Annotated in this window: 26 protein-coding genes and 4 tRNA genes; 19 read left to right on the top strand and 11 right to left on the bottom strand. The window is 64.3% G+C overall.

Annotated features, from left to right (window positions below):
- Positions 1-23: 23 nt before the first annotated feature.
- Positions 24-923, top strand: a complete 900-nt coding sequence (locus AC3WMU_RS20235) for an NAD kinase (protein ID WP_006223541.1) — start codon at positions 24-26, stop codon at positions 921-923.
- A 13-nt stretch (positions 924-936) separates the two neighbouring features.
- Positions 937-2,598, top strand: a complete 1,662-nt coding sequence (recN, locus tag AC3WMU_RS20230; RefSeq protein WP_280025870.1) for a DNA repair protein RecN — start codon at positions 937-939, stop codon at positions 2,596-2,598.
- Positions 2,599-2,747: 149 nt separating this feature from the next.
- Here recN and fur read toward each other — a convergent pair whose 3' ends face one another.
- Positions 2,748-3,167: a ferric iron uptake transcriptional regulator gene (gene fur, locus AC3WMU_RS20225; protein WP_006223539.1), complete on the bottom strand. Its 420-nt coding sequence runs from the start codon at positions 3,165-3,167 to the stop codon at positions 2,748-2,750.
- Positions 3,168-3,324: 157 nt separating this feature from the next.
- Between fur and AC3WMU_RS20220 the strand changes: the two genes are divergently transcribed.
- The gene (locus AC3WMU_RS20220; protein WP_035212739.1) at positions 3,325-3,861 is read left to right on the top strand and encodes an outer membrane protein assembly factor BamE; all 537 of its coding nucleotides are present in this window, start codon (positions 3,325-3,327) and stop codon (positions 3,859-3,861) included.
- A 19-nt stretch (positions 3,862-3,880) separates the two neighbouring features.
- Positions 3,881-4,672: a 4-hydroxy-tetrahydrodipicolinate reductase gene (gene dapB, locus AC3WMU_RS20215; RefSeq protein WP_006223537.1), complete on the top strand. Its 792-nt coding sequence runs from the start codon at positions 3,881-3,883 to the stop codon at positions 4,670-4,672.
- A gap of 83 nt (positions 4,673-4,755) precedes the next feature.
- On the opposite strand, the gene murB is transcribed toward dapB, so the two are convergent.
- Positions 4,756-5,802, bottom strand: a complete 1,047-nt coding sequence (gene murB, locus AC3WMU_RS20210) for a UDP-N-acetylmuramate dehydrogenase (RefSeq protein ID WP_035212737.1) — start codon at positions 5,800-5,802, stop codon at positions 4,756-4,758.
- A gap of 193 nt (positions 5,803-5,995) precedes the next feature.
- Between murB and AC3WMU_RS20205 the strand changes: the two genes are divergently transcribed.
- From AC3WMU_RS20205 to AC3WMU_RS20170, 8 genes are all read left to right on the top strand, one after another.
- Positions 5,996-6,071, top strand: a tRNA-Gly gene (locus AC3WMU_RS20205).
- A 127-nt stretch (positions 6,072-6,198) separates the two neighbouring features.
- A complete protein-coding gene (locus AC3WMU_RS20200) occupies positions 6,199-7,380 on the top strand; it encodes an ankyrin repeat domain-containing protein (RefSeq protein ID WP_492282877.1) in 1,182 nt (393 codons plus the stop codon).
- 131 nt (positions 7,381-7,511) lie between these two features.
- Positions 7,512-8,222 carry a hypothetical protein gene (locus tag AC3WMU_RS20195; protein ID WP_492282876.1) on the top strand — a complete coding sequence of 237 codons (711 nt, stop codon included), beginning with the start codon at positions 7,512-7,514 and terminating at the stop codon, positions 8,220-8,222.
- Positions 8,223-8,362: 140 nt separating this feature from the next.
- Positions 8,363-8,438: transfer RNA gene (locus tag AC3WMU_RS20190), tRNA-Gly, on the top strand.
- 149 nt (positions 8,439-8,587) lie between these two features.
- A tRNA-Gly gene (locus AC3WMU_RS20185) sits at positions 8,588-8,663 on the top strand.
- Positions 8,664-8,718: 55 nt separating this feature from the next.
- Positions 8,719-8,792 (top strand) — tRNA-Cys (locus AC3WMU_RS20180).
- A gap of 99 nt (positions 8,793-8,891) precedes the next feature.
- On the top strand, positions 8,892-9,209 hold the full coding sequence (locus tag AC3WMU_RS20175) for a hypothetical protein (protein ID WP_035214200.1): 318 nt from the start codon (positions 8,892-8,894) through the stop codon (positions 9,207-9,209).
- Positions 9,210-9,211: 2 nt separating this feature from the next.
- Positions 9,212-9,811 (top strand): DUF2946 family protein, encoded by a 600-nt coding sequence (locus AC3WMU_RS20170; RefSeq protein ID WP_492282875.1) that lies wholly within the window; start codon positions 9,212-9,214, stop codon positions 9,809-9,811.
- A 28-nt stretch (positions 9,812-9,839) separates the two neighbouring features.
- On the opposite strand, the gene AC3WMU_RS20165 is transcribed toward AC3WMU_RS20170, so the two are convergent.
- Positions 9,840-10,292 carry a nuclear transport factor 2 family protein gene (locus AC3WMU_RS20165; RefSeq protein ID WP_035214199.1) on the bottom strand — a complete coding sequence of 151 codons (453 nt, stop codon included), beginning with the start codon at positions 10,290-10,292 and terminating at the stop codon, positions 9,840-9,842.
- A 110-nt stretch (positions 10,293-10,402) separates the two neighbouring features.
- Positions 10,403-10,804: a DoxX family protein gene (locus AC3WMU_RS20160; RefSeq protein WP_006227706.1), complete on the bottom strand. Its 402-nt coding sequence runs from the start codon at positions 10,802-10,804 to the stop codon at positions 10,403-10,405.
- Positions 10,805-10,934: 130 nt separating this feature from the next.
- Between AC3WMU_RS20160 and AC3WMU_RS20155 the strand changes: the two genes are divergently transcribed.
- The 5 genes from AC3WMU_RS20155 to AC3WMU_RS20135 all read left to right on the top strand — a co-directional run bounded on the left by AC3WMU_RS20155 (position 10,935) and on the right by AC3WMU_RS20135 (position 15,125).
- Positions 10,935-11,867, top strand: coding sequence for a LysR family transcriptional regulator (locus tag AC3WMU_RS20155; protein ID WP_006227705.1), 933 nt, complete (start codon positions 10,935-10,937; stop codon positions 11,865-11,867).
- Positions 11,868-11,877: 10 nt separating this feature from the next.
- The gene (locus AC3WMU_RS20150) at positions 11,878-12,459 is read left to right on the top strand and encodes an NUDIX hydrolase (RefSeq protein WP_006227704.1); all 582 of its coding nucleotides are present in this window, start codon (positions 11,878-11,880) and stop codon (positions 12,457-12,459) included.
- On the top strand, positions 12,456-13,229 hold the full coding sequence (gene aat, locus AC3WMU_RS20145) for a leucyl/phenylalanyl-tRNA--protein transferase (protein WP_006227702.1): 774 nt from the start codon (positions 12,456-12,458) through the stop codon (positions 13,227-13,229). The genes AC3WMU_RS20150 and aat overlap by 4 nt, the downstream gene beginning before the upstream one ends.
- Positions 13,230-13,270: 41 nt before the next feature.
- On the top strand, positions 13,271-14,005 hold the full coding sequence (locus tag AC3WMU_RS20140) for an arginyltransferase (protein ID WP_006227701.1): 735 nt from the start codon (positions 13,271-13,273) through the stop codon (positions 14,003-14,005).
- 76 nt (positions 14,006-14,081) lie between these two features.
- On the top strand, positions 14,082-15,125 hold the full coding sequence (locus AC3WMU_RS20135) for a quinone-dependent dihydroorotate dehydrogenase (RefSeq protein WP_088587759.1): 1,044 nt from the start codon (positions 14,082-14,084) through the stop codon (positions 15,123-15,125).
- A 183-nt stretch (positions 15,126-15,308) separates the two neighbouring features.
- On the opposite strand, the gene phaP is transcribed toward AC3WMU_RS20135, so the two are convergent.
- On the bottom strand, positions 15,309-15,887 hold the full coding sequence (gene phaP / locus AC3WMU_RS20130; RefSeq protein WP_006227698.1) for a TIGR01841 family phasin: 579 nt from the start codon (positions 15,885-15,887) through the stop codon (positions 15,309-15,311).
- A gap of 382 nt (positions 15,888-16,269) precedes the next feature.
- Here phaP and AC3WMU_RS20125 point away from each other — a divergent pair, with 382 nt between their 5' ends.
- Positions 16,270-17,247 carry a tripartite tricarboxylate transporter substrate binding protein BugD gene (locus tag AC3WMU_RS20125; RefSeq protein WP_006227697.1) on the top strand — a complete coding sequence of 326 codons (978 nt, stop codon included), beginning with the start codon at positions 16,270-16,272 and terminating at the stop codon, positions 17,245-17,247.
- Between the two features lie 139 nt (positions 17,248-17,386).
- Here AC3WMU_RS20125 and AC3WMU_RS20120 read toward each other — a convergent pair whose 3' ends face one another.
- The 3 genes from AC3WMU_RS20120 to AC3WMU_RS20110 form a co-directional block, all read right to left on the bottom strand.
- Positions 17,387-18,250: an IclR family transcriptional regulator gene (locus tag AC3WMU_RS20120; RefSeq protein ID WP_006227696.1), complete on the bottom strand. Its 864-nt coding sequence runs from the start codon at positions 18,248-18,250 to the stop codon at positions 17,387-17,389.
- Between the two features lie 157 nt (positions 18,251-18,407).
- Positions 18,408-19,223: a competence/damage-inducible protein A gene (locus AC3WMU_RS20115; protein WP_006227695.1), complete on the bottom strand. Its 816-nt coding sequence runs from the start codon at positions 19,221-19,223 to the stop codon at positions 18,408-18,410.
- 35 nt (positions 19,224-19,258) lie between these two features.
- Positions 19,259-20,068: an EI24 domain-containing protein gene (locus AC3WMU_RS20110; protein ID WP_492282874.1), complete on the bottom strand. Its 810-nt coding sequence runs from the start codon at positions 20,066-20,068 to the stop codon at positions 19,259-19,261.
- Between the two features lie 63 nt (positions 20,069-20,131).
- On the opposite strand from AC3WMU_RS20110, the gene AC3WMU_RS20105 reads away from it, so the two are divergent.
- Positions 20,132-20,515, top strand: coding sequence for a thioredoxin family protein (locus AC3WMU_RS20105; protein ID WP_006227693.1), 384 nt, complete (start codon positions 20,132-20,134; stop codon positions 20,513-20,515).
- 99 nt (positions 20,516-20,614) lie between these two features.
- On the opposite strand, the gene AC3WMU_RS20100 is transcribed toward AC3WMU_RS20105, so the two are convergent.
- From AC3WMU_RS20100 to AC3WMU_RS20090, 3 genes are all read right to left on the bottom strand, one after another.
- Entirely contained in the window at positions 20,615-22,108 is a 1,494-nt protein-coding gene (locus AC3WMU_RS20100; protein ID WP_006227692.1) for a DEAD/DEAH box helicase, read from the bottom strand.
- Between the two features lie 322 nt (positions 22,109-22,430).
- Entirely contained in the window at positions 22,431-22,766 is a 336-nt protein-coding gene (locus AC3WMU_RS20095) for an AzlD domain-containing protein (protein ID WP_006227691.1), read from the bottom strand.
- Positions 22,763-23,494, bottom strand: coding sequence for an AzlC family ABC transporter permease (locus AC3WMU_RS20090; protein ID WP_006227690.1), 732 nt, complete (start codon positions 23,492-23,494; stop codon positions 22,763-22,765). Before AC3WMU_RS20090 ends, AC3WMU_RS20095 begins: the two co-directional genes overlap by 4 nt.
- Positions 23,495-23,688 lie beyond the last annotated feature (194 nt).

The raw sequence follows: 23,688 nt of genomic DNA, 5'->3' as shown, positions 1-23,688 counted from the left end.
CCTTTTTCGATACGCACGCATCCATGCACTTTCCTACCGTCGCCCTGATCGGCAGATACCAGGACACCGGCCTGGACACACCGCTGAGAGCCCTTGCGCACGCGCTGACGCAAGCGGGCAGGCACGTGCTCATCGATGCCGATACCGCGCGTAATACCGGCCTGACCGAATACCCCGTTGCCACCCTCGAGGAAATCGGCCAGCGCGCGTCGCTGGCCGTCGTGATGGGCGGCGACGGCACCGTGCTGGGCGCGGGCCGCCACCTGGCGCCCTTCGGCGTGCCGCTCGTCGGCATCAACCACGGGCGGCTGGGCTTCATCACCGACATTCCGCTGCAAGACGCGCATGGCGCGCTGGCGCGCGTGCTCGAAGGCAGCTTCCAGATCGAAGAGCGCATGCTGCTGGAAGGCAGCGTGTGGCGCGGCGACCAGAAGATGTATTCCGCGTCGGCCTTGAACGACGTCGTGCTGAACCGCGCCGGGCGCGGCGGCATGATCGAAGTGCGCGTAGAGCTGGACGGTGCCTTCATGTACACGCAACGCGCCGACGGCCTGATCATCGCCACGCCCACGGGTTCCACCGCGTACGCCCTGTCGGCCAACGGCCCCATCCTGCACCCCGGCATGAACGCCATGGTGCTGGTCCCCGTCGCGCCGCAAACGCTGTCGAACCGCCCTATCGTCATCCCCGACACCGGCGTGCTGAACATGACCCTTACCGCCATGGGCCGGGTCGAGGTGGGCGCCAGCGTGCATTTCGACATGCAGACCTGGTCGGACCTGCAACCGGGCGACCGCATCGTCGTGCAGCGTGCGCCCTATACCATCCGCTTCGTGCACCCCGAGGGCTACAGCTTCTTTTCCACCCTGCGCCGCAAGCTGCACTGGAACCTGATGCCCCAAGCCACCGACAACGTAGAGTAGTAAGCGCCCCGACATGCTGCGCACCCTGCATATCCGCGACTTCGTCATCGTCGAACAGACCGAGATCCATTTCGGCGCCGGCTTCACCGTTTTCTCCGGCGAGACCGGCGCGGGCAAATCCATCCTGGTGGATGCGCTGGCGCTGACCCTGGGCGAACGCGGCGACGCCAGCATGCTGCGTGAAGGCGCGCCCCGCGCCGACATCACCGCCGTCTTCGACACGCCCAAGTCGCTGCACGCCTGGCTGGCCGAACGCGAGATCGACGCCGACGACGAACTGTCGTTGCGCCGCGTCATCGATGCGCAAGGCCGCAGCCGCGCCTATATCAACGGCACGCCCGCCACCGTGGCCCAGTTGCGCGAGCTGGGCGACAGCCTGGTCGACATCCACGGCCAGCATGCCCATCAAAGCCTGATGCGCCCCGATGCCCAGCGCGACCTGCTCGACGCCCATGGCGGCCACGGCGATCTGCGCCAGGCCGTCGGCCAGGCCTGGAAGCAATGGCGCGCGTTGGCGCGGCAGCTGGAAGCCGCGGAGAAAGACGCCGCCAGCCTGGCGACCGAGCGCGATCGTATCCAATGGCAGGTTCAAGAACTGGACCAGTTGGCGCTGGGCACGGACGAATGGGATTCGCTGCAATCCGAGCACACCCGGCTGTCGCATTCCCAATCCCTCCTGGACGGCGCCTCGCAGATCCTGGAAGCGCTGGACGGCGAAGGCGATTCCGCGCATCACCGCATCACGGCGGCCAACCACCGCATCCAGCAGATGCTGCGGCACGACCCCGGCCTGCAAGGCGTGCATGACGAACTGGAATCCGCCCGCATCGCGATCAGCGAAGCCGTATCCGACCTGAACAACTACGTCAGCCGCGTCGACCTGGACCCCAAGCGTCTGGCCGAGGTGGAGTCGCGCCTGGGCCTCGTGTTCGAGACCGCCCGCAAGTTCCGCGTCGAACCCGACGCCCTGTGCGAATTGCGTGACTCGCTGCACGCCGAACTGGCCGCGTTGCAGGCCGCGGGCGACATCGATGCCCTGCGCGCCCAATTCTCCGCCGCCCAGGTGCAATACGATGCGGTGGCCGCCAAACTCACCACTGCCCGCCGCAAGGTCGCGAAAGACCTGGGCAAACAGGTCACGCAGGCCATGCAGACGCTGGCCATGCAAGGCGGCAAGTTCGAGCCCACGCTGGCGGCGTGCGCACCGTCCGCGCACGGCAACGAGCAAGTTGAATTCCTGGTGGCCGGCCACGCCGGCACCACGCCCCGCCCTCTGGCCAAGGTCGCCTCAGGCGGCGAACTGTCGCGCATCTCGCTGGCGTTGTCCGTCATCGCCAGCCGCGCGGCCCGAGTGCCCACGCTGATTTTCGACGAAGTCGACAGCGGCGTCGGCGGCGCGGTGGCGGAATCGGTCGGCAAACTGCTGCGCGAACTGGGCGAACGCCATCAGGTGCTGTGCGTCACCCACCTGCCGCAGGTCGCCGCCTGCGGCAACAACCAGTTCCTCGTCAGCAAGACCGAATCGCGCGGCACCACGCGCTCCAGCATCGAAGAGCTGGACGCCCCTGCCCGTGTCGAAGAGATCGCCCGCATGCTGGGCGGGATCAAGCTCACCGCCACGACGCGCGAACACGCCCGAGAAATGCTGGAAGGCTTCGGCCAACCCGCCGCCTGATCGCTATCCGCCTTCGGATAACCCCCGTGGCCGTGCTCGGGGGGTTTTTATTTGCCGCCCAACAAAAAGCCCCTTCTGATTGAAGGGGCTTTGAGACTCACGAACCCGCGGCGAGCGCGGCCGTAGGCCGTGGGACGAACGCAGGCGGCTTAGCGGCCTTTCAGGCAGCTGCCGCAGATGCCGTACAGCACCATCGCGTGGCTTTCCAACGCGAAGCCGTTGTCCTTGGCGATCTTTTGCTGGCGCTTTTCGATGTCCGGATCCGAAAACTCCACCACCTTGCCGCAGTTCGTGCAGATCAGGTGATCGTGGTGATCGCCGTCATTGAGCTCGAACACGGCCTTGCCGCTGTCGAACTGGCTGCGGGCAAGAATACCGGCCTGTTCGAACTGGGTCAGCACGCGGTAGACAGTCGCCAGGCCGATTTCGACGTTTTCGCCGATCAAGGCGCGGTAGACGTCTTCGGCGCTGAGGTGCCGCTGGTCGGATTTACGGAAAATATCAAGAATTTTCAGGCGGGGAAAAGTCGCCTTCAAACCCATGTTCTTCAGTTCGCTTTGGTCGCTCATGGTGTAATCGCTCTCCGTCCGCGTTGGCATGGGCAAGGATGTGGGGCGCGCCGCGAGCCGGCTCCCCTGAATTCATGCCGCCCCGCGGAACTATCCTTATGAAACCTTTATGATAACGGTTTTGTCTGCTTCCAAATAATAGGGGCGCGTAGTGTCCATGATTGCACGAATTCCCTCCCGCTCGCTGAAGACCGGATTGGCCGTTGCCGCCCTGGCCGTCGCCCTTGCCGGTTGCACGGGAGACAAGTGGGGCTTCCCCTACAAGGCTGGCGTCCAGCAAGGTAACTGGATCACCCAGGAACAGGTCGCCCTGCTGCAACCCGGCATGACGCGCGAACAAGTGCGCTTCGCGCTGGGCAGCCCCACGCTGACCAGCGTGCTGCACGCCAATCGCTGGGACTACCCCTACTACTACAAGCCCGGCTACGGCGAAGCCCGCGAACGCAAGTTCACCGTCTGGTTCGAAAACGACCGGCTGACCCGTTGGGAAGGCGACAAGCAGCCTGACCTGCAACCCTATCAGCTGAACACGCCCAGCTCCACGGCCGACGAAAAGGCCGACAAGCGCCTGGACCAGGACGAAGCCCGGCTGAAGGAAGAAGCGGAACAGAAGAAGCGCGACTCGGCCGCCCCGGTCAGCCCGCTGAACCAGTACCCCGGCCAGCCCGGCAACTCGCCCGAGCCGCTCCGCTAACCCCCTAGGATTCTTTTACATGCGTATTGCAATTGCCGGCGCCAGCGGCCGTATGGGCCAGATGCTGATCGATGCCGTCCTCAAGTCCACCGGCCTGCAACTGACGGTTGCGCTGGACCGCAAGGGCTCCACCGCCCTGGGCCAGGATGCCGGCGCACCGCTCGGCCAACAGACGGGCGTGCTCCTCACCGATGACCTCGATGCGCTGGCCAAGGCCGACTGCCTGATCGACTTCACCCGCCCCGAAGGCACGCTCGAGCACTTGCAGGCCTGCGTCAAGCACGGCACGCGCGCCGTGATCGGCACCACCGGTTTCGATGACAACGGCCGCGCCGCCATCGACGTGGCCGCGCAGAAGATCGCCATCGTGTTCGCGCCTAACATGAGCGTCGGCGTCAACGCCACGCTCAAGCTGCTGGACATGGCGGCGCGCATCCTGAATTCCGGCTACGACGTCGAAGTGTTCGAAGCGCACCACCGCAACAAGGTCGACGCCCCCTCGGGCACCGCCTTGAAGATGGGCGAGACCATCGCATCGGCCTGGGACGTTGCCCTGCCGGACGTGGCCACCTGGAGCCGCCACGGCGACACCGGCGTACGCAAGCCCGGCACCATCGGCTTCTCGGTCCTGCGCGGCGGCGATATCGTGGGCGATCACACCGTGTCGTTCTGCGGCATCGGCGAGCGCATCGAAATCACGCACCGCTCGGCCAGCCGCGCCACCTACGCGGAAGGCGCGCTGCGCGCTGCGCGCTTCCTGGAAGACAAGCACAACGGCTTGTACGACATGCAATCGGTGCTGGGCCTTTAAGGTCCCGAAAATACAAAAAAAGGATCCCTCGGGATCCTTTTTTTTCGCCCGCGAGAGGCGGTCGGAGACGAAGCGTTGGCCGTTCAGACCACCACGGGCTCCGGCTCCAGCGTGACGCCATAGCGTTCGGCGACAGCCTGCTGGATCGCGTGCGCCAAGCCCATGATGTCCGCGGCATTCGCCCCGCCGCGGTTCACCAGCACCAGCGCCTGCCGATCGTGCACGCCAGCCGCGCCCAATGCCCGCCCCTTCCAGCCGCATTGATCGATCAGCCAGCCTGCGGCCAGCTTGTAGCGGCCGTCTGGTTGGGCGTACGACACGAGCCCCGGAAATTGCGTCACCAGGCTGTCGCGCACGCTAGCCGCCACGATGGGATTCTTGAAGAAGCTGCCCGCATTGCCGGTGACGGCGGGGTCGGGCAGCTTGGCGCGGCGGATCTCGCACACCGCATCGAAAATGTCGCGCGCCGTGGGCGTGCCTTGCGTCAGCCGCGCATGGCGCTGCAGGTCGGGATAGCCCAGCACCGGCCGCCAGGGCCGGGGCAACGCGAAACGCACGCTGACGATGATCCAGCGGCCCGGCGCGTCGTGCTTGAACGCGCTATCGCGGTAGGCAAAGCGGCAATCGGCTGCGCACATTTCAACCAACCGCCCCGCCGGCACATCCCAGGCAGTCAGGCTATGGAAGCGCTCTTCGAATTCCACGCCATAGGCGCCAATATTCTGAACGGGCGCTGCCCCCACCATCCCCGGAATCAACGCCAGGTTCTCCAAGCCGTCCCAGCCGTTGTGGACGCAGGTTTCCACGAAGCGGTGCCAGTTCTCGCCGCCCGCGGCCTCGACCAACCACGCGTCAGACCGCGCCTCCAGCAAGCGCACGCCCCTGAAAGCCACCTGCGCAACCAGGCCCGGCACCCGCTGGGGCAGTACCACATTGCTGCCGCCGCCTAGCACCAGGAGGGAGTCGGCTTGTCGTGCCAGCTCCGACAAGGCGGGCAATTGCGCAGGGTCGTCCAACGTGACGAACGCGTCGGCACGGGACGCCAACCCCAGCGTATTCAGACGGGTCAGGTCTTGGGCAGTGGGGATTAACGCAACAGGGGCGGCGCTGGAGGGGGCAGGATTTGACATGGGTGCTACTGGCTATGCTATAGTTTCTGTCTTCGCTCATATTACTTGATTGAGTGTTTGGGCCTGATGTTCAAGCAACATCATGCTCATGACAAACTCAAAAAAATCATGTAAGATGCGCGCCTTCTGATCGATAACCAAGTTGATCAGAGTGCATAAGAAAAAGGTTCTGGATCGTTTTTTCAGAATCCACGCGGGAGTAGCTCAGTTGGTAGAGCGCAACCTTGCCAAGGTTGAGGTCGCGAGTTCGAGACTCGTCTCCCGCTCCAATTCAGATTTGCAGCGTTTTACAGAAAATTCTGCGGATCATTAAAAAGGGCCTACGGGCCCTTTTTTCATGCCCGCTCGATATGCGTGCAGCAAGCATGGCCGCACATCCGCGGTACATTCCCGGGCATGCCGCACTCCCCTGCCCCCGCCTTCAATCCCTTGCTTGCCATCTTGTCCGGCCTGTCGCTCGTTGCGGGCGTGATCGCGGGCATTGCCGGCCTCGCCACGAACTCCTCAGGCGGCATGTTCCCGAACCTGGCCTTGGCACTGGGGTTGATGGGGCTCGGCCTGGGAAACGCCATATCGTTCCTATGCAACCTGCTGGCCTGGCGATTGGGCGCGCGCTTGCGGTGGCTGCGTATCGTGCTGATCATCCAGGCCCTGCCCACCATCGCCTTTGCCGCCGTCGCCTGCAAAGCCGTCTGGGACAACTGGCTGGACCGCCGCAGCCTCCAGCAACGCAGCGCCATCTGGAACGCAGTGCGTAGCGACGACGTCGCCGCCCTGACCTTGGCGCAGCAATCCTGCGCCGCGGCATGCCGCGAAGGAATCACCGACCAGGGCCTGCTGATGAACGCGACAATGGCACGCGCCCACCAAGTGGCCAGCCACCTGATCGCACAAGGCGCGACGGTCAGCGCCAGTCTGACCGCGCCCTCTATGGACCTGTACACCTGCGAAGGCCGGTACCTGCCGGCGCTTTCCGCCTTGAGCGTCGCGATCGCCAAGCGCGACGACGCGCTCGTGGCCTTGCTGCTGCCCGCAAGCGACATGTCGGCGCGGCGCGAGGCAATGTGGACAGCGGCCACACTCGATCGCCTGGACACCGTGAAGATGCTCGCCGCCAATGGCGTGCCGCTGACCTTGCGCGGCAAGACCCTGGACCAGAACGACACCCTGCTCGTGGCGGCCGCAGGCGGCGCCGCGACCACAGTCGGCAGATGGCTCATCGACACCCAGGGCTTGCCGGTAAATGCCGTCATCAACGGCGCAGACCCCTATCCCGGCACCGCGCCCATCACCGCCTTGTCCGATTTCATGCGCGATACGCAATCGCCGCGCACAGCCGAGTTCCTGCGCCTGCTGCGCGCGCATGGCGCGGATCTGGACGCCCGGCCTCGCAACGGCATCTCCGCGCTTGAGGAGGCCGTGCGCATAGGCAGAAAACCGGTCGCGACCCAACTGATCGATGCGGGCGCGAACCCAGCCCTTTTGCCGGCTGCGTCGCGAACGCGCCTGGCCGAGCTGCTGGCAGGCCCGGACGAGCCTGCATTTCCCAAGCGCCGGACCGATTGCGTTCCTCCCTGAGTTGCCGGATATCAAACCTTCGGCAGAGCCGGGCGCAGGCGCGAGCCCAACCTTCGCCCCGCTGGGCATAATCGATGGTCTTCCCGGCCGCGCGTGACACACCCTCGGCCAATCTCCAGGAGGCCTGCGCCATGAAGGCAATTAGCCGCGCGGTGTTGCTGCACCGCTTGAAAACCGCCAGCTACGCGATCGGTTCCGTCGTACTGATCAGCTGGGTCACTGATGCGCTGAACGAAGGGCTCATGTTCAAGCCGCTGCTGCGCTACTTCTACCCAGCCGCGGTCGAAAACTATTTGCACCCGTTCACCGACCGCCCCAGCCTGATGATCTGGCTGATGCCCTTGCTGTTGGCGCTGCTGCTGATGTTCGCCTCTTCGATGATGACGGTGCATCACTTCAAACGGCGCATCCTGTACCGGATGAGCCCTCCGATCGCATCTCCGAAACCGGACCACCTGATCACGCTTGCGACCGGCGACCCGGCGCTGCGCGACCTCCCCCGCACCGCCCGGCACCCCACGCTGCATGCACTGTACCGGCAAACCAGCGAACTGGCGCCGCTGGAAGCCGTTTGCGCCTCCGCGGACATCGCGTTGCACGCCCACGCCTTGCCCGATACCCGCGACATCCGCCAGTTGACCCTGCGGCTTGACCGCATCCTCGCGCAGATACGTCACAAGGCGGACCCCGCGGCGAGCATCGCATTCGACCTTGGCAGCCTGCCGCCCGAACTGGCCAGCGCGGCCACGATCGCATGCCTGGAGAACAGCGTGATGCTGTGCTATCTGGATGCGCAACAGCAACTGCGCACGCACCGCGTCATTTGCGAAATAAGCGATTAAGCCCACCGGCTCAGTCACGAAATTCGACTTTATTCCCCTCGCCGCGTGCAAACTTTTTAAATTTCTGTATACTTCCGCCTCTCTTGCAAAGAACAACTTTTGGATTACATCAATCCACCTGTTTTTCAGTGCAGGGAAATGCGGGAGTAGCTCAGTTGGTAGAGCGCAACCTTGCCAAGGTTGAGGTCGCGAGTTCGAGACTCGTCTCCCGCTCCAGATTTCGATTCGCAGCGTTTCTTTGAAAATTCTGTGTATAATCGCTGTCTTTGGTGGAAACGGCCAAGCGAGAAGTCATCGCGAATTTCACCACTGCATGCAGCAATGCACGCAGTAAGTAGTACGAAGCAGTACAAAGCAGTACCCAAGCGGGAGTAGCTCAGTTGGTAGAGCGCAACCTTGCCAAGGTTGAGGTCGCGAGTTCGAGACTCGTCTCCCGCTCCAAATACAAAAAGGAAGCAACGGCCAACACCGCGCTTCCTTTTTTCTTGCAAGTGCTGGCGCAATGGCAGAGTGGTTATGCAGCGGATTGCAAATCCGTGTACGTCGGTTCGATTCCGGCTTGCGCCTCCAGCATCTTTCCCCCCTCCCCCAGCATCTCGTTACGCATCCCTACGCGCTGTCAATCGAATGATTGCTATGGTGACGCCGTTTTCATCTGACGTCGAACCCATGCACCGCATTCTGAATTCCCGCGCTTGTTCCCCATTGCTGGCCTTGTCGGCCGCCGCCGTGCTGTCGCTTGCACCGTTGGCGGCCGAAGCCGACTCCGATCGCCACCACCATCGCCACGGCCGCGAGTACAAAGAGAAGTATTGGGAAGGCAATTGCAGGGTCGAGCGCAAATGGAAGCGCAACGGCGAATACCAGGAAAAGCGCAAATGCCGTGACGACTACCGTCAGGGCTACATGGCGCCGCCGCAAGTCGTCATGCCCATGGCGGCGCCGGCCATCATCATCAACCCGCCCCCCATCATCATCCGGCCCTGAACATGGATCAATCGGTGAAGGACGCAATCGCCCGCTGGCCCGATGTGCCAGCGGTATTCGGATGGCTGTCGCTGGACGGCCGCGGCCGCTGGCGCCTGCACCCGCAAGGCCAGGCTGCACAAGGCGGCGAGGGCGAATCCATCACCAACAGCCAGATCCTGGATTTCATCAGCCGCAACTATGAACACGACGACTCGGGCCGCTGGTTCTTCCAGAACGGGCCGCAGCGCGTCTTCCTGCGCCTGGACGCCGCCCCGTTCGTCTTGCGCCTGAGCGACGACAGCCGCCGCCTGCTCACCCACACGAATGAGCCGGTCGAATCCATCAGCGGATGGTGGCTGGATGATGCCGGCCAACTGTATGCGATGACGCCGGCAGGCGGCGCGATCGTGCTGGACCGGGACCTGCCCGCGTTGCTGGAAAAGCTGGTGTCGGATACCGGCGCGCCCTTGCTTGACGCGCTGGCCGACCTGCCCACCGGTCACGTAATTCAGGCGTCATGGCCCGACGCCTACCCGGCCGCGCCGCTGCAAGCGATAGCCCGGAATGCCGTTGCGCAGGCACTGGGATTCGATCCCAATCCCCGCGCGACGCAAGACTGATCCGGCCAAGCCGGATCGACACCCAAGATCAAAACATGCCGTTGGTGTTGGCGGACTGCTCCGGAATGGGCTGCACCGCATCCCAATGCTCGACGATCTTGCCTTGCTCAAGCCGGAAGATATCGATGATGGCATTGCCGCGCGTGCCCGGTTCGCGCACCGCGTGCACATGCAGGATCACGTAATCGCCATCCGTGAAGACACGCTTGATCTCGCTATGTGACTGGGGGAATTTGTCGCGCAGGAAGGCGACGAACTTGCGGAAGCCTTCGGGGCCGTCGGCCGCGTTCGGGTTGTGCTGCACGTAGCGGTCGCCCACATACTTCAGCGCCGCGTCCGCATCCTTCTGGTTCAGCCCCTTTTCGTAGAAGGCCAGCACCGCGGCCTTGTTGGCGGCTTCTTGCTCGGGACTTGCCTGGGCGACGGGCGATAAGACGGCGGCCAGCAGCAAGGCGCCCGCGGCGCGTCGGATCAATCGCATCGAAACAATCATCAAGACTCCTGAATGAAAAAGGGCGGCCGGCTCATTCTATGAGCCGGCCGCCCCGTCAACCATGACCGCCTCGGTAGACAGTCTGGTGCGCGCAGCGATCAGCCGCGGCCGCTTTTGACCAGCGCAAATTTGCCGTCGCCCAGCAACGCCAGCACGGCGGCGCCCACGGTCAGGAAGATCGGGTATTCCCAGCCGCCGCCCGCATTGCTGAAGCCCCAGCCATTGCCGAAGTGGACGGTAGACGCCACGAACAACTGCACCACGGCAATGGCAGCCACCCAGCGCGGCACGATGCCCAGGATCAGCAGCGCGCCCGCGGCAACTTCGAAGAACGTGACCGGGTAGGCCAGCCAACCGGCAAAGCCGATCTTGGCGAAGAACTGCGCGGTGCCAGGCAGCGTGAACACCAGCAACTTGGTCAGGCCGTGGGCCAGGAACATGACGCCGAGGGCGACACGCAGCAACAGCGCGGCGTAGGGCGCGGTACGGGTATCAATCATTGGGCTCTCCTTGAGCGGTTCAGGAATCGCCCGATACGGGAAGATTCATCTTGGGCGCTATTCTTGCGATTCCAAAAACAAAGATAAACATGCAGAATTGCAAATTATTGTTCCCCGTTAGGAAACAATCTTGGACACCCATACCGCCATGCAGACCTTCGCCAAGGTCGTGGAACTGGGCTCATTCGCGGCTGCCGCCGACAAGATGGGCCAAGCCCGGTCCGTCGTGACCCGGCAGATCGCCTATCTGGAACAGAAGTACGGGGTGCGCCTGTTGAACCGCACCACGCGCAAGCTCAGCATGACCGACGCCGGGCGCGCCTTCTATGACCGCGTGCGCCCCATCCTGGCCGAAGTGGCCGACCTGGAGCTGTCGCTGCAGGCCGAAGGGCAACGCCCCAGCGGCCGCCTGCGGGTCAGTGCACCGGTGTCGTTCGGCATCCTGCACCTGGGCCCCGCCATTGCCGAATATTTGCAGCGCTATCCCGACGTCGTCATTGACCTGGACTTGAATGACCGGGTCGTCGACCTGGTCGAGGACGGCTATGACGTGGCGGTGCGCATCGGCCCGCTATTGGATTCTTCGCTGGTGGCCCGCCCCCTGGCGCCGCAGCAATTGCGGGTCTGCGCCGCGCCCGCCTACCTGAAGCGCCACGGCACGCCCAAGACGCCCGAAGACCTGAAGCAGCACCGCTGCCTGCACTACGCCTACGCCAGCACCGGCAATGAATGGCATTTCGAGAAAGATGGGGTGACACATCTGGTCCGCGTGAATGCGGCGCTGCGCGCCAATAACGGCGACGTGCTGCGCACCGCCTCGCTGGCGGGGCACGGGGTCATCCTGCAGCCTGAATTCCTGGTGGGCGACGATATCCGTGCCGGGCGGCTCGTGACGCTGCTGGCCGACTACGCACACACCCCGATCTCCATGTACGCCATCTATCCCCACCGGCGCTTCCTGTCGCCCAAGGTGCGGTCTTTCGTCGAACACCTGGAAGCGCGCTTCGGCGTCCCGGCGCCTGCCGCCCCGGGGCGGCGCGCCACTGCCCGCCGCAGCCGTTAGAATCCTACCCATGACCGCGAAACCGTCCATCGAATACTTCCCCGCCCCCCGCCGTTCGCTTTTTTGCAGCCAGTGCGGCACGCCCGTCAATCGCCGGGTGCCGGAAGGCGACAACCGTGAACGCGACATCTGCGATCACTGCGGCGCGATCCACTACCAGAATCCGCGCCTGGTGGTCGGCACGGTCCCGGTCTGGGAAAACCGCATCCTGCTTTGCCGGCGCGCGATCGAGCCGCGCTACAACACCTGGACGCTGCCCGCCGGCTTCATGGAGCTGGGCGAGAGCACCGCGCAGGGCGCGGCCCGCGAAACGCTGGAGGAATCCGGCGCGCGCATCCAGCTGGGCGAGCTCTACACCTTGATCGACCTGCCCCAGATCGACCAGGTGCACGTGTTCTACCTGGCCCAGGCCTTGGGCCCCGAACTGGATCCCGGCCCCGAAAGCCTGGAAGCCCGCTGGTACGACGAAGCCGAAATCCCCTGGGACGATCTGGCGTTCCGTACGGTCGCCACGACGCTGCGGCACTACTTTGAAGACCGCAAGCAAGGCGTCTTCGCCCCCCACCACTACACCCTCGAATCGCACCGTTGAAGCTGCCCTGGCTTGCCGCCGACACCCCGTTTCCACCAGCCGAATTCGCACTGACGGATCCCGATGGCCTGCTGGCGGCAGGGGCGGACTTGTCCCAGGAGCGCCTGATCCAGGCCTACTCCAACGGCATCTTCCCTTGGTATTCGGAAGGCGAGCCCGTGCTGTGGTGGAGTCCCGATCCCCGCATGGTGCTGGCAGTGAAGGATTTTTCCCCTTCGCATTCACTGCGCAAGCTGCTGCGCCAGATCGCCAGCCAGGAACACGACGCTTCGCCCCGGGTGCAGGTGCGCGTGGACACCGTCTTCCCTCAGGTGATGGCGCACTGCGCCGCCCCGCGCGATGGCCAGCCCGGCACCTGGATCACCAGCGCCATGCAGCAGGCCTACGCGGGCTGGCACCAGGCCGGGTATGTGCACAGCATCGAAACCTGGATCGATGGCGAGCTTGCCGGCGGCCTGTACGGCATCAGCCTGGGGCGCATGTTCTTCGGTGAATCCATGTTCACCCGCGTGCCCAACGCGTCGAAGATCGCGCTGGCCTACCTGGTGCGCTACCTGAGCAGCCATGGCGTGCAATGCATCGATTGCCAGCAGCAGACGCGGCACCTGGCCAGCCTGGGCGCCCGGCCCATCGCGCGGACCCGCTTTCTGCAGCACGTGCGCCAGGCGACGGCAGACGCGCCCATCCCGTGGACGCGGGGCATCCTGGACAGCGGTGGACGCCTGTTGCCCGATGCCGCATCCGACGCCAACTTAGGCGTTAATATGTAGGCATCACGTCGCGGACTTGCCGTCGCGATGCGTCATTCCCCATGAGCCAGCTCAAAGAACTTCCCTTCTCCACGCTGCAGTTCTACGCAACCGCTCCCTACCCTTGCAGCTACCTGCCGGGTCGACAGGCTCGGTCGCAGGTCGCCGCGCCCGGCCATCTGATTAACGCGGGCACGTACTCGCAGCTGGTCGAGCAAGGCTTTCGCCGTAGCGGGCTGTTCACCTACCGCCCCCATTGCGACAACTGCCAGGCCTGTGTGCCGGTGCGCGTGGATACCGCCGGGTTTGCGCCCAACCGCAGCCAGCGCCGCGCCTGGCGCGACCACCAGAACCTGCAGTCCTTCGTGGCCGAACTGGCGTGGTCGCCCGAACATTACCGGCTGTATACGCGTTATCAACAGGGCCGGCATCCGGGCGGCGGCATGGACGAAGACAGCCGCACCCAGTATGCGCAGTTCCTGCTCACCAGCCGCGTGAATACGCGCCTGGTGGAATTCCGCGACCCCGATGGGGTGCTGATGATGGTGTCCATCATCGACGTGCTGGATGATGGCTTGTCGTCGGTCTATACCTTCTACGATCCCGATATCGAAGGCAGCCTGGGCACCTACAGCATCCTGTGGCAGATCGAGCAGTGCCGCAACCTGAACCTGCCCTGGCTGTACCTGGGCTACTGGATCGAGGACAGTCGCAAGATGTCCTATAAATCCAGTTTTCACCCCGCGCAATTCCTGTCCGACGGCGAATGGCGCGACCGGGTCGTTCCGTCCCCCTGATTTCTTCCGCCCGCGTGCCTGCAAGCCCTCGGCCCTGGCCGCAAGGCTGGCGAAATTCGCTCTACAATTCCGCCCCATGTCTATCCTCTTCCACGCCTATCCCCTGGCCCGCCCGGCGCTGTTCGCCATGGACGCGGAAACCGCCCACGAAGTCACGCTGTCGGGGCTGCAACGCGCCTACGAGTGCGGCGCCACGCGCAAGCTGATGCACGCGCAGCCCAAGGCGCCCAGCACGCTGATGGGCATGCAGCTGGCCAACCCGATCGGGCTGGCGGCAGGCCTGGACAAAAACGGCGCCTATATCGACGCGCTGGGCAATCTGGGGTTTGGTTTCATCGAAGTCGGCACGGTCACCCCGCGCGCGCAACCCGGCAACCCGAAGCCGCGCATGTTCCGCCTGCCGCGCGCCAACGCGCTCATCAACCGGCTGGGCTTCAACAACCAGGGCCTGGACGCGTTCCTGGCCAATGTGCAGCGCAGCCAGTGGCGCAAGCAAGGCGGCATCCTGGGCCTGAACATCGGCAAGAACGCCGATACGCCCATCGAGCGCGCGGCCGACGACTATCTGATCGGCCTGGAAGGCGTGTACCCCCATGCCGACTACGTGACGGTGAATATCTCATCGCCCAACACCAAGAACCTGCGCGCGCTGCAAAGCGGCGACGAACTGTCGGCGCTGCTGGCGCAATTGGCGGACAAGCGCCGGGCGCTGGAAGATCAGCACCAGCGCCGCGTGCCGATGGCGGTGAAGATCGCCCCCGACCTGACACAAGAGCAGATCGACGCGATCGCCGACACGCTGCCGCGCCATGGCATCGACGGCGTCATCGCCACCAACACCACGCTGTCGCGCGATTCGGTCGCGGGCCAGGCGCACGCAGACGAAGCCGGCGGCCTGTCGGGCGCGCCGGTGCATGAACTGTCATTGAAGGTGATCCGCCGCCTGAAGGAACAGCTGGGCAACAGCCTGGCCATCATCGGCGTGGGCGGCGTGCTGTCGGGCCAGCAGGCCCGCGAAAAAATGGCCGCCGGCGCCGATGCCGTGCAGCTGTACACCGGCCTGATCTATCGCGGCCCCGCGCTGGTGGCGGAATGCGTGCGCGCGGTGGCCAAAAAATAAAGCTTGTGGCTGCCCCCTAAAAACCCCCTAAGGGCCCCTAAGGGCCTCCTACCGGGCGCTTTTTCGTCAAAGCGGCCACACAAAAAAAAGGGGCCACCCGGTGGGTGGCCCTAATTCCAGCTCTGCTCTGTCACTCAACAGTACTACATTACTGCGATTTACGCAGCATCGCGCGTCAGAGACTTAGGCGCTGCGACGGCTGCGGTTGGCAACCTTGGTGGCGGCATCGGCGGCATCCGTTGCAGCCTTGAAGGTCGCGTTGGCGGCGGCATTCAGGTTCGATTCGGCGACTTCAGCAGCCTGCTTGGCGGCCTTGGTGACGGAATCGTAGGCGCTGGTCGCGGTGGCCAGCGAGGACTTGAACAGGGCAACGGCGCTTTCCGAGCCAGCCGGGGCGTTCTTCGAGAACTGGTCGACGGCTTCGCTCAGCTGTTGCTGGCCTTCGGCGATCTGTTCCTCGGTCAGCTTGACCAGGCTGCCTTGGACGCCGGCAACGATGTCATACACGTGCTTGGTGTAAGCCATGGCCTTTTCAGCGCCCGGCTGCAGCAGACCGGAGGCGAACGCCGCGGCTTCTTGCGGGTCCTTCACTTCGGCGGCTTGTTGCGAACGCTGGGCGACTTCGTCCAGGGTGGCGCGAACGACCTTCAGGTTCAGCTCGACCAGCTTTTCAAAGCCAGCGAAAACGGCGGACTGGGCGGCCACGAAAGTGTTGATGCTGGCCTTTTGACGGTCCAGAACTTGTTGCGGAATTGCGCTCATAGGATGCTCCTTTGTGGGTAGCCGGAAGCTTCCGGCAAGTCAGGATGGTTGTCTGCGACGAAAAATAAAAACGTGCGCGGAAACTGGTACTACAAGCTACCGCCGGCCCGTTTGATGCACTGCACAATTCACATTCTAGACTGGCAGGATTTCTTGTCAAGCAGTTTTTGTGCAACGCAACAAGTATTTGCACTTTAACGGTGCACGCCCCTGCACGACTTTGATCCTGCTCAAGAATTTCCCATGATTCGGGAAATACCGGACATGACGGCGTATCAATTCTTTTCTAAACTGCTTTCACGCTGATGACAGACAAATACAAATCAAAAGTCAGCGGTCAAAACTAAATCGCAGCAAGCAAAACCCTGCAATTGGAGACTTCATGACCCTAATTCCCCGCACGCTTTCGGCCCTGCTCGCGGCCAGCGCCATGCTCGCGGCCGGCGCCGCCCACGCGGAATATCCGGAGCGCCCCATCAATATGGTGGTGCCATTCGCTGCAGGCGGCCCGACCGACAACGTCGCCCGCTCGCTGGCGGAAGCCATGCGGCCGAGTCTGGGCCAGACGGTTGTGGTCGAAAACAAGGGGGGTGCCGGCGGCACCATCGGCACGACGCAAGTCGCCCGCGCCCAGCCGGACGGCTATTCCATCCTGCTGATGCACGCCGGCTTCTCCACCGCGCCGTCTCTGTACAAGAACCCCGGCTACGACCCGTACAAGAGCTTTGAGCCCATCGGCCTGGTCGTCGACGTGCCCATGACCATCATCGCGCGCTCGGACTTCCCGCCCAACAACATCAAGGAACTGGCCGAATACGTCAAACAGAACAAGGACAAGGTCTCGCTGGCCAACGCCGGCATCGGCGCCGCCAGCCATCTGTGCGGCACCATGCTGGTCGAAGCGCTGGGCGTACAACTGCTGACGATCCCCTACAAGGGCACTGCGCCTGCCATGAACGACCTGCTGGGCAAGCAGGTGGACCTGCTCTGCGACCAGACCACCAACACCACGCAGCAGATCGAAAGCGGCAAGGTCAAGGCCTACGCCGTGACCAGCCTGAAGCGCGTTCCCACGCTGCCCAACCTGCCCACCATGGACGAGTCCGGCTACAAGGGCTTTGACGTGGGCATCTGGCACGGGATGTGGGTGCCGAAGGGCACGCCCAAGCCCGTCGTGGACAAGCTGATCAAGAGCCTGCAGACGGGTCTGGCCGACCCCAAGTTCCAGGACCGCATGAAACAGCTGGGCGCCACCGTGCTGACCACCGAAGCGAACCCGCAAGCGCTGGACGCCAAGGTCAAGCAGCAAGTGCCCCAGTGGGCCGAGCTGTTCAAGAAGGCTGGCGTCGAACAGCAATAACGCCGCTGGCATAAGAAAAAGAAAAAGCCCCTTGAGTATTCAAGGGGCTTTTTTTCGGGATGGCGCGGGCGCCGCTTGATGGGTTGCGCGCGCTCCAGGCCTACATTTCATGGAACTGGCCTTTCGCGCTTCACCCATCCTACGGGCGCAGTGCTTCCGCCGCCATCCCCAAGCCGTTGAAACCGGTGGACACGGACGGTTCGTAGCCCAAGGCTTCGGAAATACTGGCCGCGGTATCGACCAAGGCTTTGATCCAGTCGTCCTGCAGGCGTTCGGCCGGGGCCGAAATCGACAGTCCCGCCACCAGCTTGCCGGTGTCGTCGAAAATGCCGGCGGCGATGCACCGCACGCCAAGCTCCAGCTCTTCGTTATCGCGCGCATAACCATGGCGGCGCACCAGGGCCAGCTCGCGCTCCAGGCGGTCCAGGTCGGTCAGGCTGTTGCGCGTGTGGCCGGCCAGGCCGGTGCGCAACGCATAGGCGCGCACCTGGCGCGTGTCGCCGGTGGACAGGAAAAGCTTGCCGGTAGAGGTCAGGTGCAAGGGCGCGCGGCCGCCGATGGCGCGCACCACCTGCATGCCCGAACGTTCGCTCCAGGCGCGGTCGATGTAGACGATCTCGTCGCCCTGCTGGACCGACAGGTTGATGGTCTGCCCCGTCAGCTTATGCAGCGAGCGCATCGCCGAAATGGCCGCTTCACGCACGTTCAGGCGCCCTTTCACCAGCGAACCCAGTTCCAGCAGACGCATGCCCAGCTGGTACAGGCCGTTATCGACGCGTTCGACGTAGCGGCCCACGACGAGGTCGTTCAGGATGCGGTGCGCCGTGGAAGCATGCAGGCCGGTGGTCGCCGACAATTCCTTGAGCGTGACCGGGTCCTGCTGGGCGGCCAGGGCATCCAGAAGGCGCATGGCGCGCTCGATCACCTGGATCGCGATGGGATGGGCGGGAGCGCCTTCGGTTTCGGCGTCCAGGGGATTGCGGGGGGGCGAAAGACGGGGCATAGGGGAAGGTTAGGGCTCGCACCGCACCGCCGAAAAAAACCGGCCTTGCGGCAACGCAGCAAACAGTTCTTTCCCGTATTGTGAAATTTACCGCGCCATTTGGCAATGGGTTTTTCAGCAATAAACGGGGTCCGCACCCGTTTATTGCCGATCGGCGTCAGTTGGCGGCCGGTGGTGCCAACTTTCCGCCCAGGCGCAACACTTCGGCCCGCAAGAACTCGAGTGCCTCTGCGGCAGCGGCAGGTTCGCCCTTGACGCCCAGCTCGATATGCGGGGTGCCGCCGGCTTCTCCGACGCTGGGCAGGCTGAACGCCCGCACGTCCGGCCACCGGGTTTCCACAGTGATCATGGCCGGTGTGATGCGCGATTCGGGCATGCTGAATACCAGGAAGGAATGCTCGACGTGGGCGCGCACATGCTGCAGTGCACGATAACGGGTGTCCAGCGTCCATTCCAGCATCGGCCACGCCATGACCGGGAAGCCCGGCACGAACGTGTGGTCCTGGATGAAGAAGCCCGGAATGCGGTTGTACGGATTCGGAACGATCTCGCAGCCTTCGGGGAACATGCCCATCTGCAGCCGCTGCTGGTTTTCGGGCGCGCTCATGTCGGCCGTGCCCTGCCCTTTGGCTGCCATTTCGGCGGTACGCAGCGCGATCGCCGCTTCGGCTTCGGGGTGCAAGGCCAGCGGCAGGCCCAGCGCCGCGGCGGCGGCCTGGCGGGTGTGGTCGTCGGGCGTCCCGCCGATGCCGCCGCAGGACAGCACCACGTCGCCGCTGGCGAAGCTGCGCCGATAGGCCGCCACCAGCGTATCGCGATCGTCGGGCAGCACTTCGGCCCAGCCCAGTTGCATGCCGCGCGCGCTCAGGAGCTCGACGACTTTCGAGAAATGCTTGTCTTGACGGCGGCCCGAGAGGATTTCATCCCCGACGATGATGAGGCCGATGCGGCGGGCGGCGGATTCTGCGGCCATGTCCGATTCCAAAGGGTAAGAGGGGAAGACGCCGGTCAGGCGTCGATGACGCGGTCCTCGCGCAAGCGCTTCAACGCGTCCAGTCCGTAATGCGCATAGACCAGCGCCGAGAACACCGGCAGGATAATCCACGCGGGCGGCAACAAATTCAAGAGCGAACAGATCAGGCCGATAGTCCAGAAGCCGCCGTTATTGCGTTCCAGGATCAGCTTGCGTTCCTCCGGGCTGGCGTGTTCGACGATGGCGTCCACGCGCATCATGCGCGAGAACGCGAACGCCCACCAGAAGATCGACAGCACGATGGCCATGGGCGGCACCAGCCACAGCGGCAGCGTCAGCAGCCAGCCGGCGGCAAATGCCGCCGACACCCAGACGGCATTCCACACGCTGACCGCGGTGGCGTTCCTGCCTTGCCGCGTCACGCCGGCGTACTCGCGCTGCCCCACGTGGCGCAGCACCAGCGGCATGACGAAGACGGCCGCGATCGCCAGGCCCAGGATGCCCGACACGGGCAGCAGGATGGCCACCGCGATGATCGGGACCAGATAGATCTTGAGCGAGAACAGCCCCATCGCAAGCATCCAGTCCTCGGCGCGGTTCACGAAGTCCCAGCGCGCCGCCTCGGCGGCCAGCCATTCGTTCAGCGGCGTCCAGAACAGATACAGCAGCAAGAAGGCGCCGATGAGTGCGATCAGGAACGGCAGCAGCACCGCGAACAGCATGCTCGGGTGGCACTGGGAGACGAGCGCGCGCTTGAACGCCTGGCCCACGCTGACGGCGCCGGCCCCTGCGGCGGTCAAGCGGCCGTTGCCGGGGCGGGGGGAATCAGTGCGCAAAGCAGTCATGGGAGCGGAAAAAGGGGGTGGACATCCCAGGTATGATAGTCAAACACGCCTTCATCTGCTCACATGTCTCTACTCGTACCCGGCACTGACCTTGCCGCCCTGCGCGCGCGGCTTGGCGCAACCCCCGACACCTGGCTGGTGGCCTGTTTCTGCGCGGCCTGGTGCGACACCTGCGAGCAATACAAGCCCAAGCTGCAGGCGCTGGCCGCTACGCTGCCGCAGCATGTCTTCGCCTGGATCGACATCGAAGACCATGCGGAACTGCTGGGCGACGAAGACGTCGAGAACTTTCCCACCCTCTTGGTGCAGATCGGCAACCGCGTCGTGTTCTACGGCCCCATGCTGCCGCATATCGGGCACCTGGAGCGGCTGCTGGAAAGCGTGGATGCGAATAGCCCGGCTGTTGCCACGGAACTGCCGGATCTGCCGAAGTTGCTGGCGGCCTGAGCCCGCAGCCCGCAAGAGAAAACCCGCGATAAAAAACCCGCAAGCCTTCCAGCGTTGCGGGTTTTTTTTATCGTCGGGCATTTTCAGGCCCGAAGGCAATCAGTTCTTGCGCGAACCGCCCAGCAGCACCGCCACCTGGCGCTTGGGCGCCGAGGACGAGTTGCCATTGGTGTTGTTGCTGGGCGCCGGCTCTTCGGCCGTCGAGGAAGACGCCGACGGCTCGTAGGGCTTCAGGAAGAAATCGTCGACCGGCTGGCGCGAACTGCCGGACGTATAGCCCGAGCGGCGATCCGACGAACGGCCACGGTCACCCCGGTCGCCACGGCTGTCGCGGCTGGATTCACGGCCTTCGCGCGAGGACGAACCGCTGCGCTCGTCGCTGCGGCGGTGGCTGCGCGCCACGGCGTCGGCCGGCAGGTCGAGGGTGCCGCGCGGCACTTCGCGCTTGATCAGCTTTTCGATGTCGAGCAGGAAGCGCTCTTCGTCCGGCGTGAACAGGGCGATGGCTTCGCCCGACGCGCCCGCGCGGCCGGTACGGCCAATGCGGTGCACATAGTCTTCGGCGTTGTAGGGCAGGTCGTAATTGATGACGCAAGGCACGCCGGCCACGTCCAGGCCGCGGGCAGCCACATCGGTGGCCACCAGCACTTCCAGTTCACCGGCCTTGAAGGCTTCCAGCGCCTTCATGCGGTCGGCCTGCGTCTTGTCGCCGTGGATCGATTCGGCCTTGACGCCGTCGCGTTCCAGTTCGCGCGCCAGGCGCGCCGTGCCGATCTTGGTGTTCGAGAACACGATGACCTGCTTCAGGCCGCGCGACTTCACCAGATGCACGACGGCGGCGCGCTTGGCGTCGCCGGACATCTTGTAGGCGATCTGCGTGATCGTCGTGGCGGTGGCGTTGCGCGCCGCGACTTCGATTTCAACTGGGTGGTTCAGGTACGAACGGCCGAGCTTGCGGATTTCGTTGCTGAACGTGGCCGAGAACAGCAGGCCTTGGCGCTGCGTGGGCAGCAGGCGGATGATGCGTTCCAGGTCGGGCAGGAAGCCCATGTCCAGCATGCGGTCCGCTTCGTCCAGCACCAGGATGCCGACCTGGCTCAGGTTCACGTTCTTTTGTTCGACGTGGTCCAGCAAGCGGCCGGGCGTGGCCACCAGCACTTCGCAACCGCGGCGCAGCGCTTCCTTTTGCGGACCGATATCCACACCGCCGAACACCACGGCCGAACGCAGCGGCGTCTGCTTGCTGTAGCGCTTGACGCTTTCGTACACCTGGTCGGCCAGTTCACGCGTGGGCGTGAGGATCAGCGCACGCACCGGATGCCGCGCGGGCGACGCGCTGGCGTTGGCCAGGGGCATCAGCCGGTGCAGGATGGGCAGCGTGAACGCGGCCGTCTTGCCGGTGCCGGTTTGCGCGGCGCCCATGACATCGCGCCCTTCCACCACGACGGGGATGGCTTGGGCCTGGATGGGCGTGGGGATCGTGTAGCCGGTTTCGGCGATGGACTGCAGCAACAGGGGGTGCAGCCCGAAATCGGCGAACGTCGGCGCGGGCGCGTCAGCGGTGGGTGCTACGGATTGAGTGGATTCAGTCATCAGGGTTTGGCAGATACCGGGACCAGTGAAAAAGAACAAAACGAGAGTGCTACATGCACTGCACTACATATGCATCGGGGCAATCCGAATACGTGGGGCCGCAACGCGACGGCACGCAAATCGCCGCAAAGCGCTTTCGGCTTCGCGGACAATCGGCACCCTGCCTTGCAGGCCAGTAGGCGCATTCTGGATTCGATACTTATGAGGGCAGTACCAGGCCCGGATTGCTGTGGATAACTTAATTTTAGCGCAGGCGCCTTACCACACGCTCAAACTGCGTGTATGTCCACCTGGTGGACTATTTATGGCCGAATTGCGGACGTCAACCTGCCAACCAGCGCAGGCCCCACAACACCACCATGCCCACGACGATCACCAGGACCGCGCTGCGGGTGCGCAGGAACACCAGGATGGCGACGACGCCGGCCACCAATTTGTAGTCGAAGACCGGCCCCAGGCCTGCCTTCCAGGGTAGCAGGTCCGGGACGACGATGGCAGTCAGCGCGGCGGCGGGGGCGTAGCGCAAGGCGCGGCGCACGCCGTCCGGCAGGGGAATGTAGTCGCCGAACAGCATGAAGCCGGCGCGCGTCAGCACGCTGCACAAGGCCAGCAGCAGGATGGCGGAATAGACGTAGAGCTCGGAGGGCCAGAGGGTCATGGACGCGCCTTGAAGAAACGTTCAGCCCACATGCCGGCGGCAACGCCGGCGATGACGGCCGCCGCCAGCCCCAGGCGCAGCGGCAGCACCTGCCCTACCCAGGCCACGACGCCCGCCGCCAACATGGACACCAGCATCGGCTTGGAACTGGCCAGCGGCACGGTGATCGCCAGCAGCGCCAGCACCGCGGCGAAGTCCAGCGACCAGTTCGTGGGCACCATCGCGCCCAGGTAGATGCCCACGATCGAGGACGACTGCCAGACCAGCCAGCCGGGCACGATCGTGCCCAGGAAGAACCACAGTTGCTCGCGGGTGCCCCGTTCGGCCGAATCGCCGTAGCGCGGCATGAACAGCACGAAACCCATGTCGGTCGTGAAGTAGCCCAGTCCCAGCCGCTTGGGCCAGGACATGTGGCGGAAATAGGGATGGAGCGCCGCGCCGAAGATGATGAAGCGCAGGTTCACGACGCAGCCGGCGGCGAAAATCAGCCACAGCGGCGCGCCCGTGGCGATCAGCGGCAACGACGTCAGTTGGGCGGACCCCGCGTAGAGCAGCAGGGTCATGGCCAGCGCCATGGTCTCGGTCAAACCGGACTTGACCATGGCCACCCCGGTCACCAGGCCCCAGGTCGCCGTGGCGATCAGGGCCGGCACGATGGCATGGATACCGGCGCGGAATGCGGCCAGGCGTTCCTGGCGGATTTCGGGAAGCGCGGATTCAGAGGACAACGGCTGACCCCTGGCGATTCGGACAGGACGACATGGGAACTCTAACGGGTTGCGCGGGCCGAATGGCACCACGCCGGTGCGCGGACAGGCCGGTATTGTAACCTCGCCGCTTGATACAATAGGCGCCTCAAGATTCTTGACCCCTTGGGGCCTGGCGCGCTGCGCCAGTCCTGGCGCTCTGTGTGGAGAAGACC

The organism is Achromobacter sp. FW305-C-13 (assembly GCF_058783475.1).
This window is presented reverse-complemented; position numbering and strand designations above follow the sequence as displayed.

Bases quoted from the DNA above. Each gene is read 5' to 3' on its own strand.
- AC3WMU_RS20235 (WP_006223541.1), top strand. From the start codon at position 24: ATGCACTTTCCTACCGTCGCCCTGATCGGCAGATACCAGGACACCGGC.
- recN (WP_280025870.1), top strand. From the start codon at position 937: ATGCTGCGCACCCTGCATATCCGCGACTTCGTCATCGTCGAACAGACC.
- fur (WP_006223539.1), bottom strand. From the start codon at position 3,167: ATGAGCGACCAAAGCGAACTGAAGAACATGGGTTTGAAGGCGACTTTT.
- AC3WMU_RS20220 (WP_035212739.1), top strand. From the start codon at position 3,325: ATGATTGCACGAATTCCCTCCCGCTCGCTGAAGACCGGATTGGCCGTT.
- dapB (WP_006223537.1), top strand. From the start codon at position 3,881: ATGCGTATTGCAATTGCCGGCGCCAGCGGCCGTATGGGCCAGATGCTG.
- murB (WP_035212737.1), bottom strand. From the start codon at position 5,802: ATGTCAAATCCTGCCCCCTCCAGCGCCGCCCCTGTTGCGTTAATCCCC.
- AC3WMU_RS20200 (WP_492282877.1), top strand. From the start codon at position 6,199: ATGCCGCACTCCCCTGCCCCCGCCTTCAATCCCTTGCTTGCCATCTTG.
- AC3WMU_RS20195 (WP_492282876.1), top strand. From the start codon at position 7,512: ATGAAGGCAATTAGCCGCGCGGTGTTGCTGCACCGCTTGAAAACCGCC.
- AC3WMU_RS20175 (WP_035214200.1), top strand. From the start codon at position 8,892: ATGCACCGCATTCTGAATTCCCGCGCTTGTTCCCCATTGCTGGCCTTG.
- AC3WMU_RS20170 (WP_492282875.1), top strand. From the start codon at position 9,212: ATGGATCAATCGGTGAAGGACGCAATCGCCCGCTGGCCCGATGTGCCA.
- AC3WMU_RS20165 (WP_035214199.1), bottom strand. From the start codon at position 10,292: ATGCGATTGATCCGACGCGCCGCGGGCGCCTTGCTGCTGGCCGCCGTC.
- AC3WMU_RS20160 (WP_006227706.1), bottom strand. From the start codon at position 10,804: ATGATTGATACCCGTACCGCGCCCTACGCCGCGCTGTTGCTGCGTGTC.
- AC3WMU_RS20150 (WP_006227704.1), top strand. From the start codon at position 11,878: ATGACCGCGAAACCGTCCATCGAATACTTCCCCGCCCCCCGCCGTTCG.
- AC3WMU_RS20140 (WP_006227701.1), top strand. From the start codon at position 13,271: ATGAGCCAGCTCAAAGAACTTCCCTTCTCCACGCTGCAGTTCTACGCA.
- AC3WMU_RS20135 (WP_088587759.1), top strand. From the start codon at position 14,082: ATGTCTATCCTCTTCCACGCCTATCCCCTGGCCCGCCCGGCGCTGTTC.
- phaP (WP_006227698.1), bottom strand. From the start codon at position 15,887: ATGAGCGCAATTCCGCAACAAGTTCTGGACCGTCAAAAGGCCAGCATC.
- AC3WMU_RS20125 (WP_006227697.1), top strand. From the start codon at position 16,270: ATGACCCTAATTCCCCGCACGCTTTCGGCCCTGCTCGCGGCCAGCGCC.
- AC3WMU_RS20120 (WP_006227696.1), bottom strand. From the start codon at position 18,250: ATGCCCCGTCTTTCGCCCCCCCGCAATCCCCTGGACGCCGAAACCGAA.
- AC3WMU_RS20115 (WP_006227695.1), bottom strand. From the start codon at position 19,223: ATGGCCGCAGAATCCGCCGCCCGCCGCATCGGCCTCATCATCGTCGGG.
- AC3WMU_RS20110 (WP_492282874.1), bottom strand. From the start codon at position 20,068: ATGACTGCTTTGCGCACTGATTCCCCCCGCCCCGGCAACGGCCGCTTG.
- AC3WMU_RS20105 (WP_006227693.1), top strand. From the start codon at position 20,132: ATGTCTCTACTCGTACCCGGCACTGACCTTGCCGCCCTGCGCGCGCGG.
- AC3WMU_RS20100 (WP_006227692.1), bottom strand. From the start codon at position 22,108: ATGACTGAATCCACTCAATCCGTAGCACCCACCGCTGACGCGCCCGCG.
- AC3WMU_RS20095 (WP_006227691.1), bottom strand. From the start codon at position 22,766: ATGACCCTCTGGCCCTCCGAGCTCTACGTCTATTCCGCCATCCTGCTG.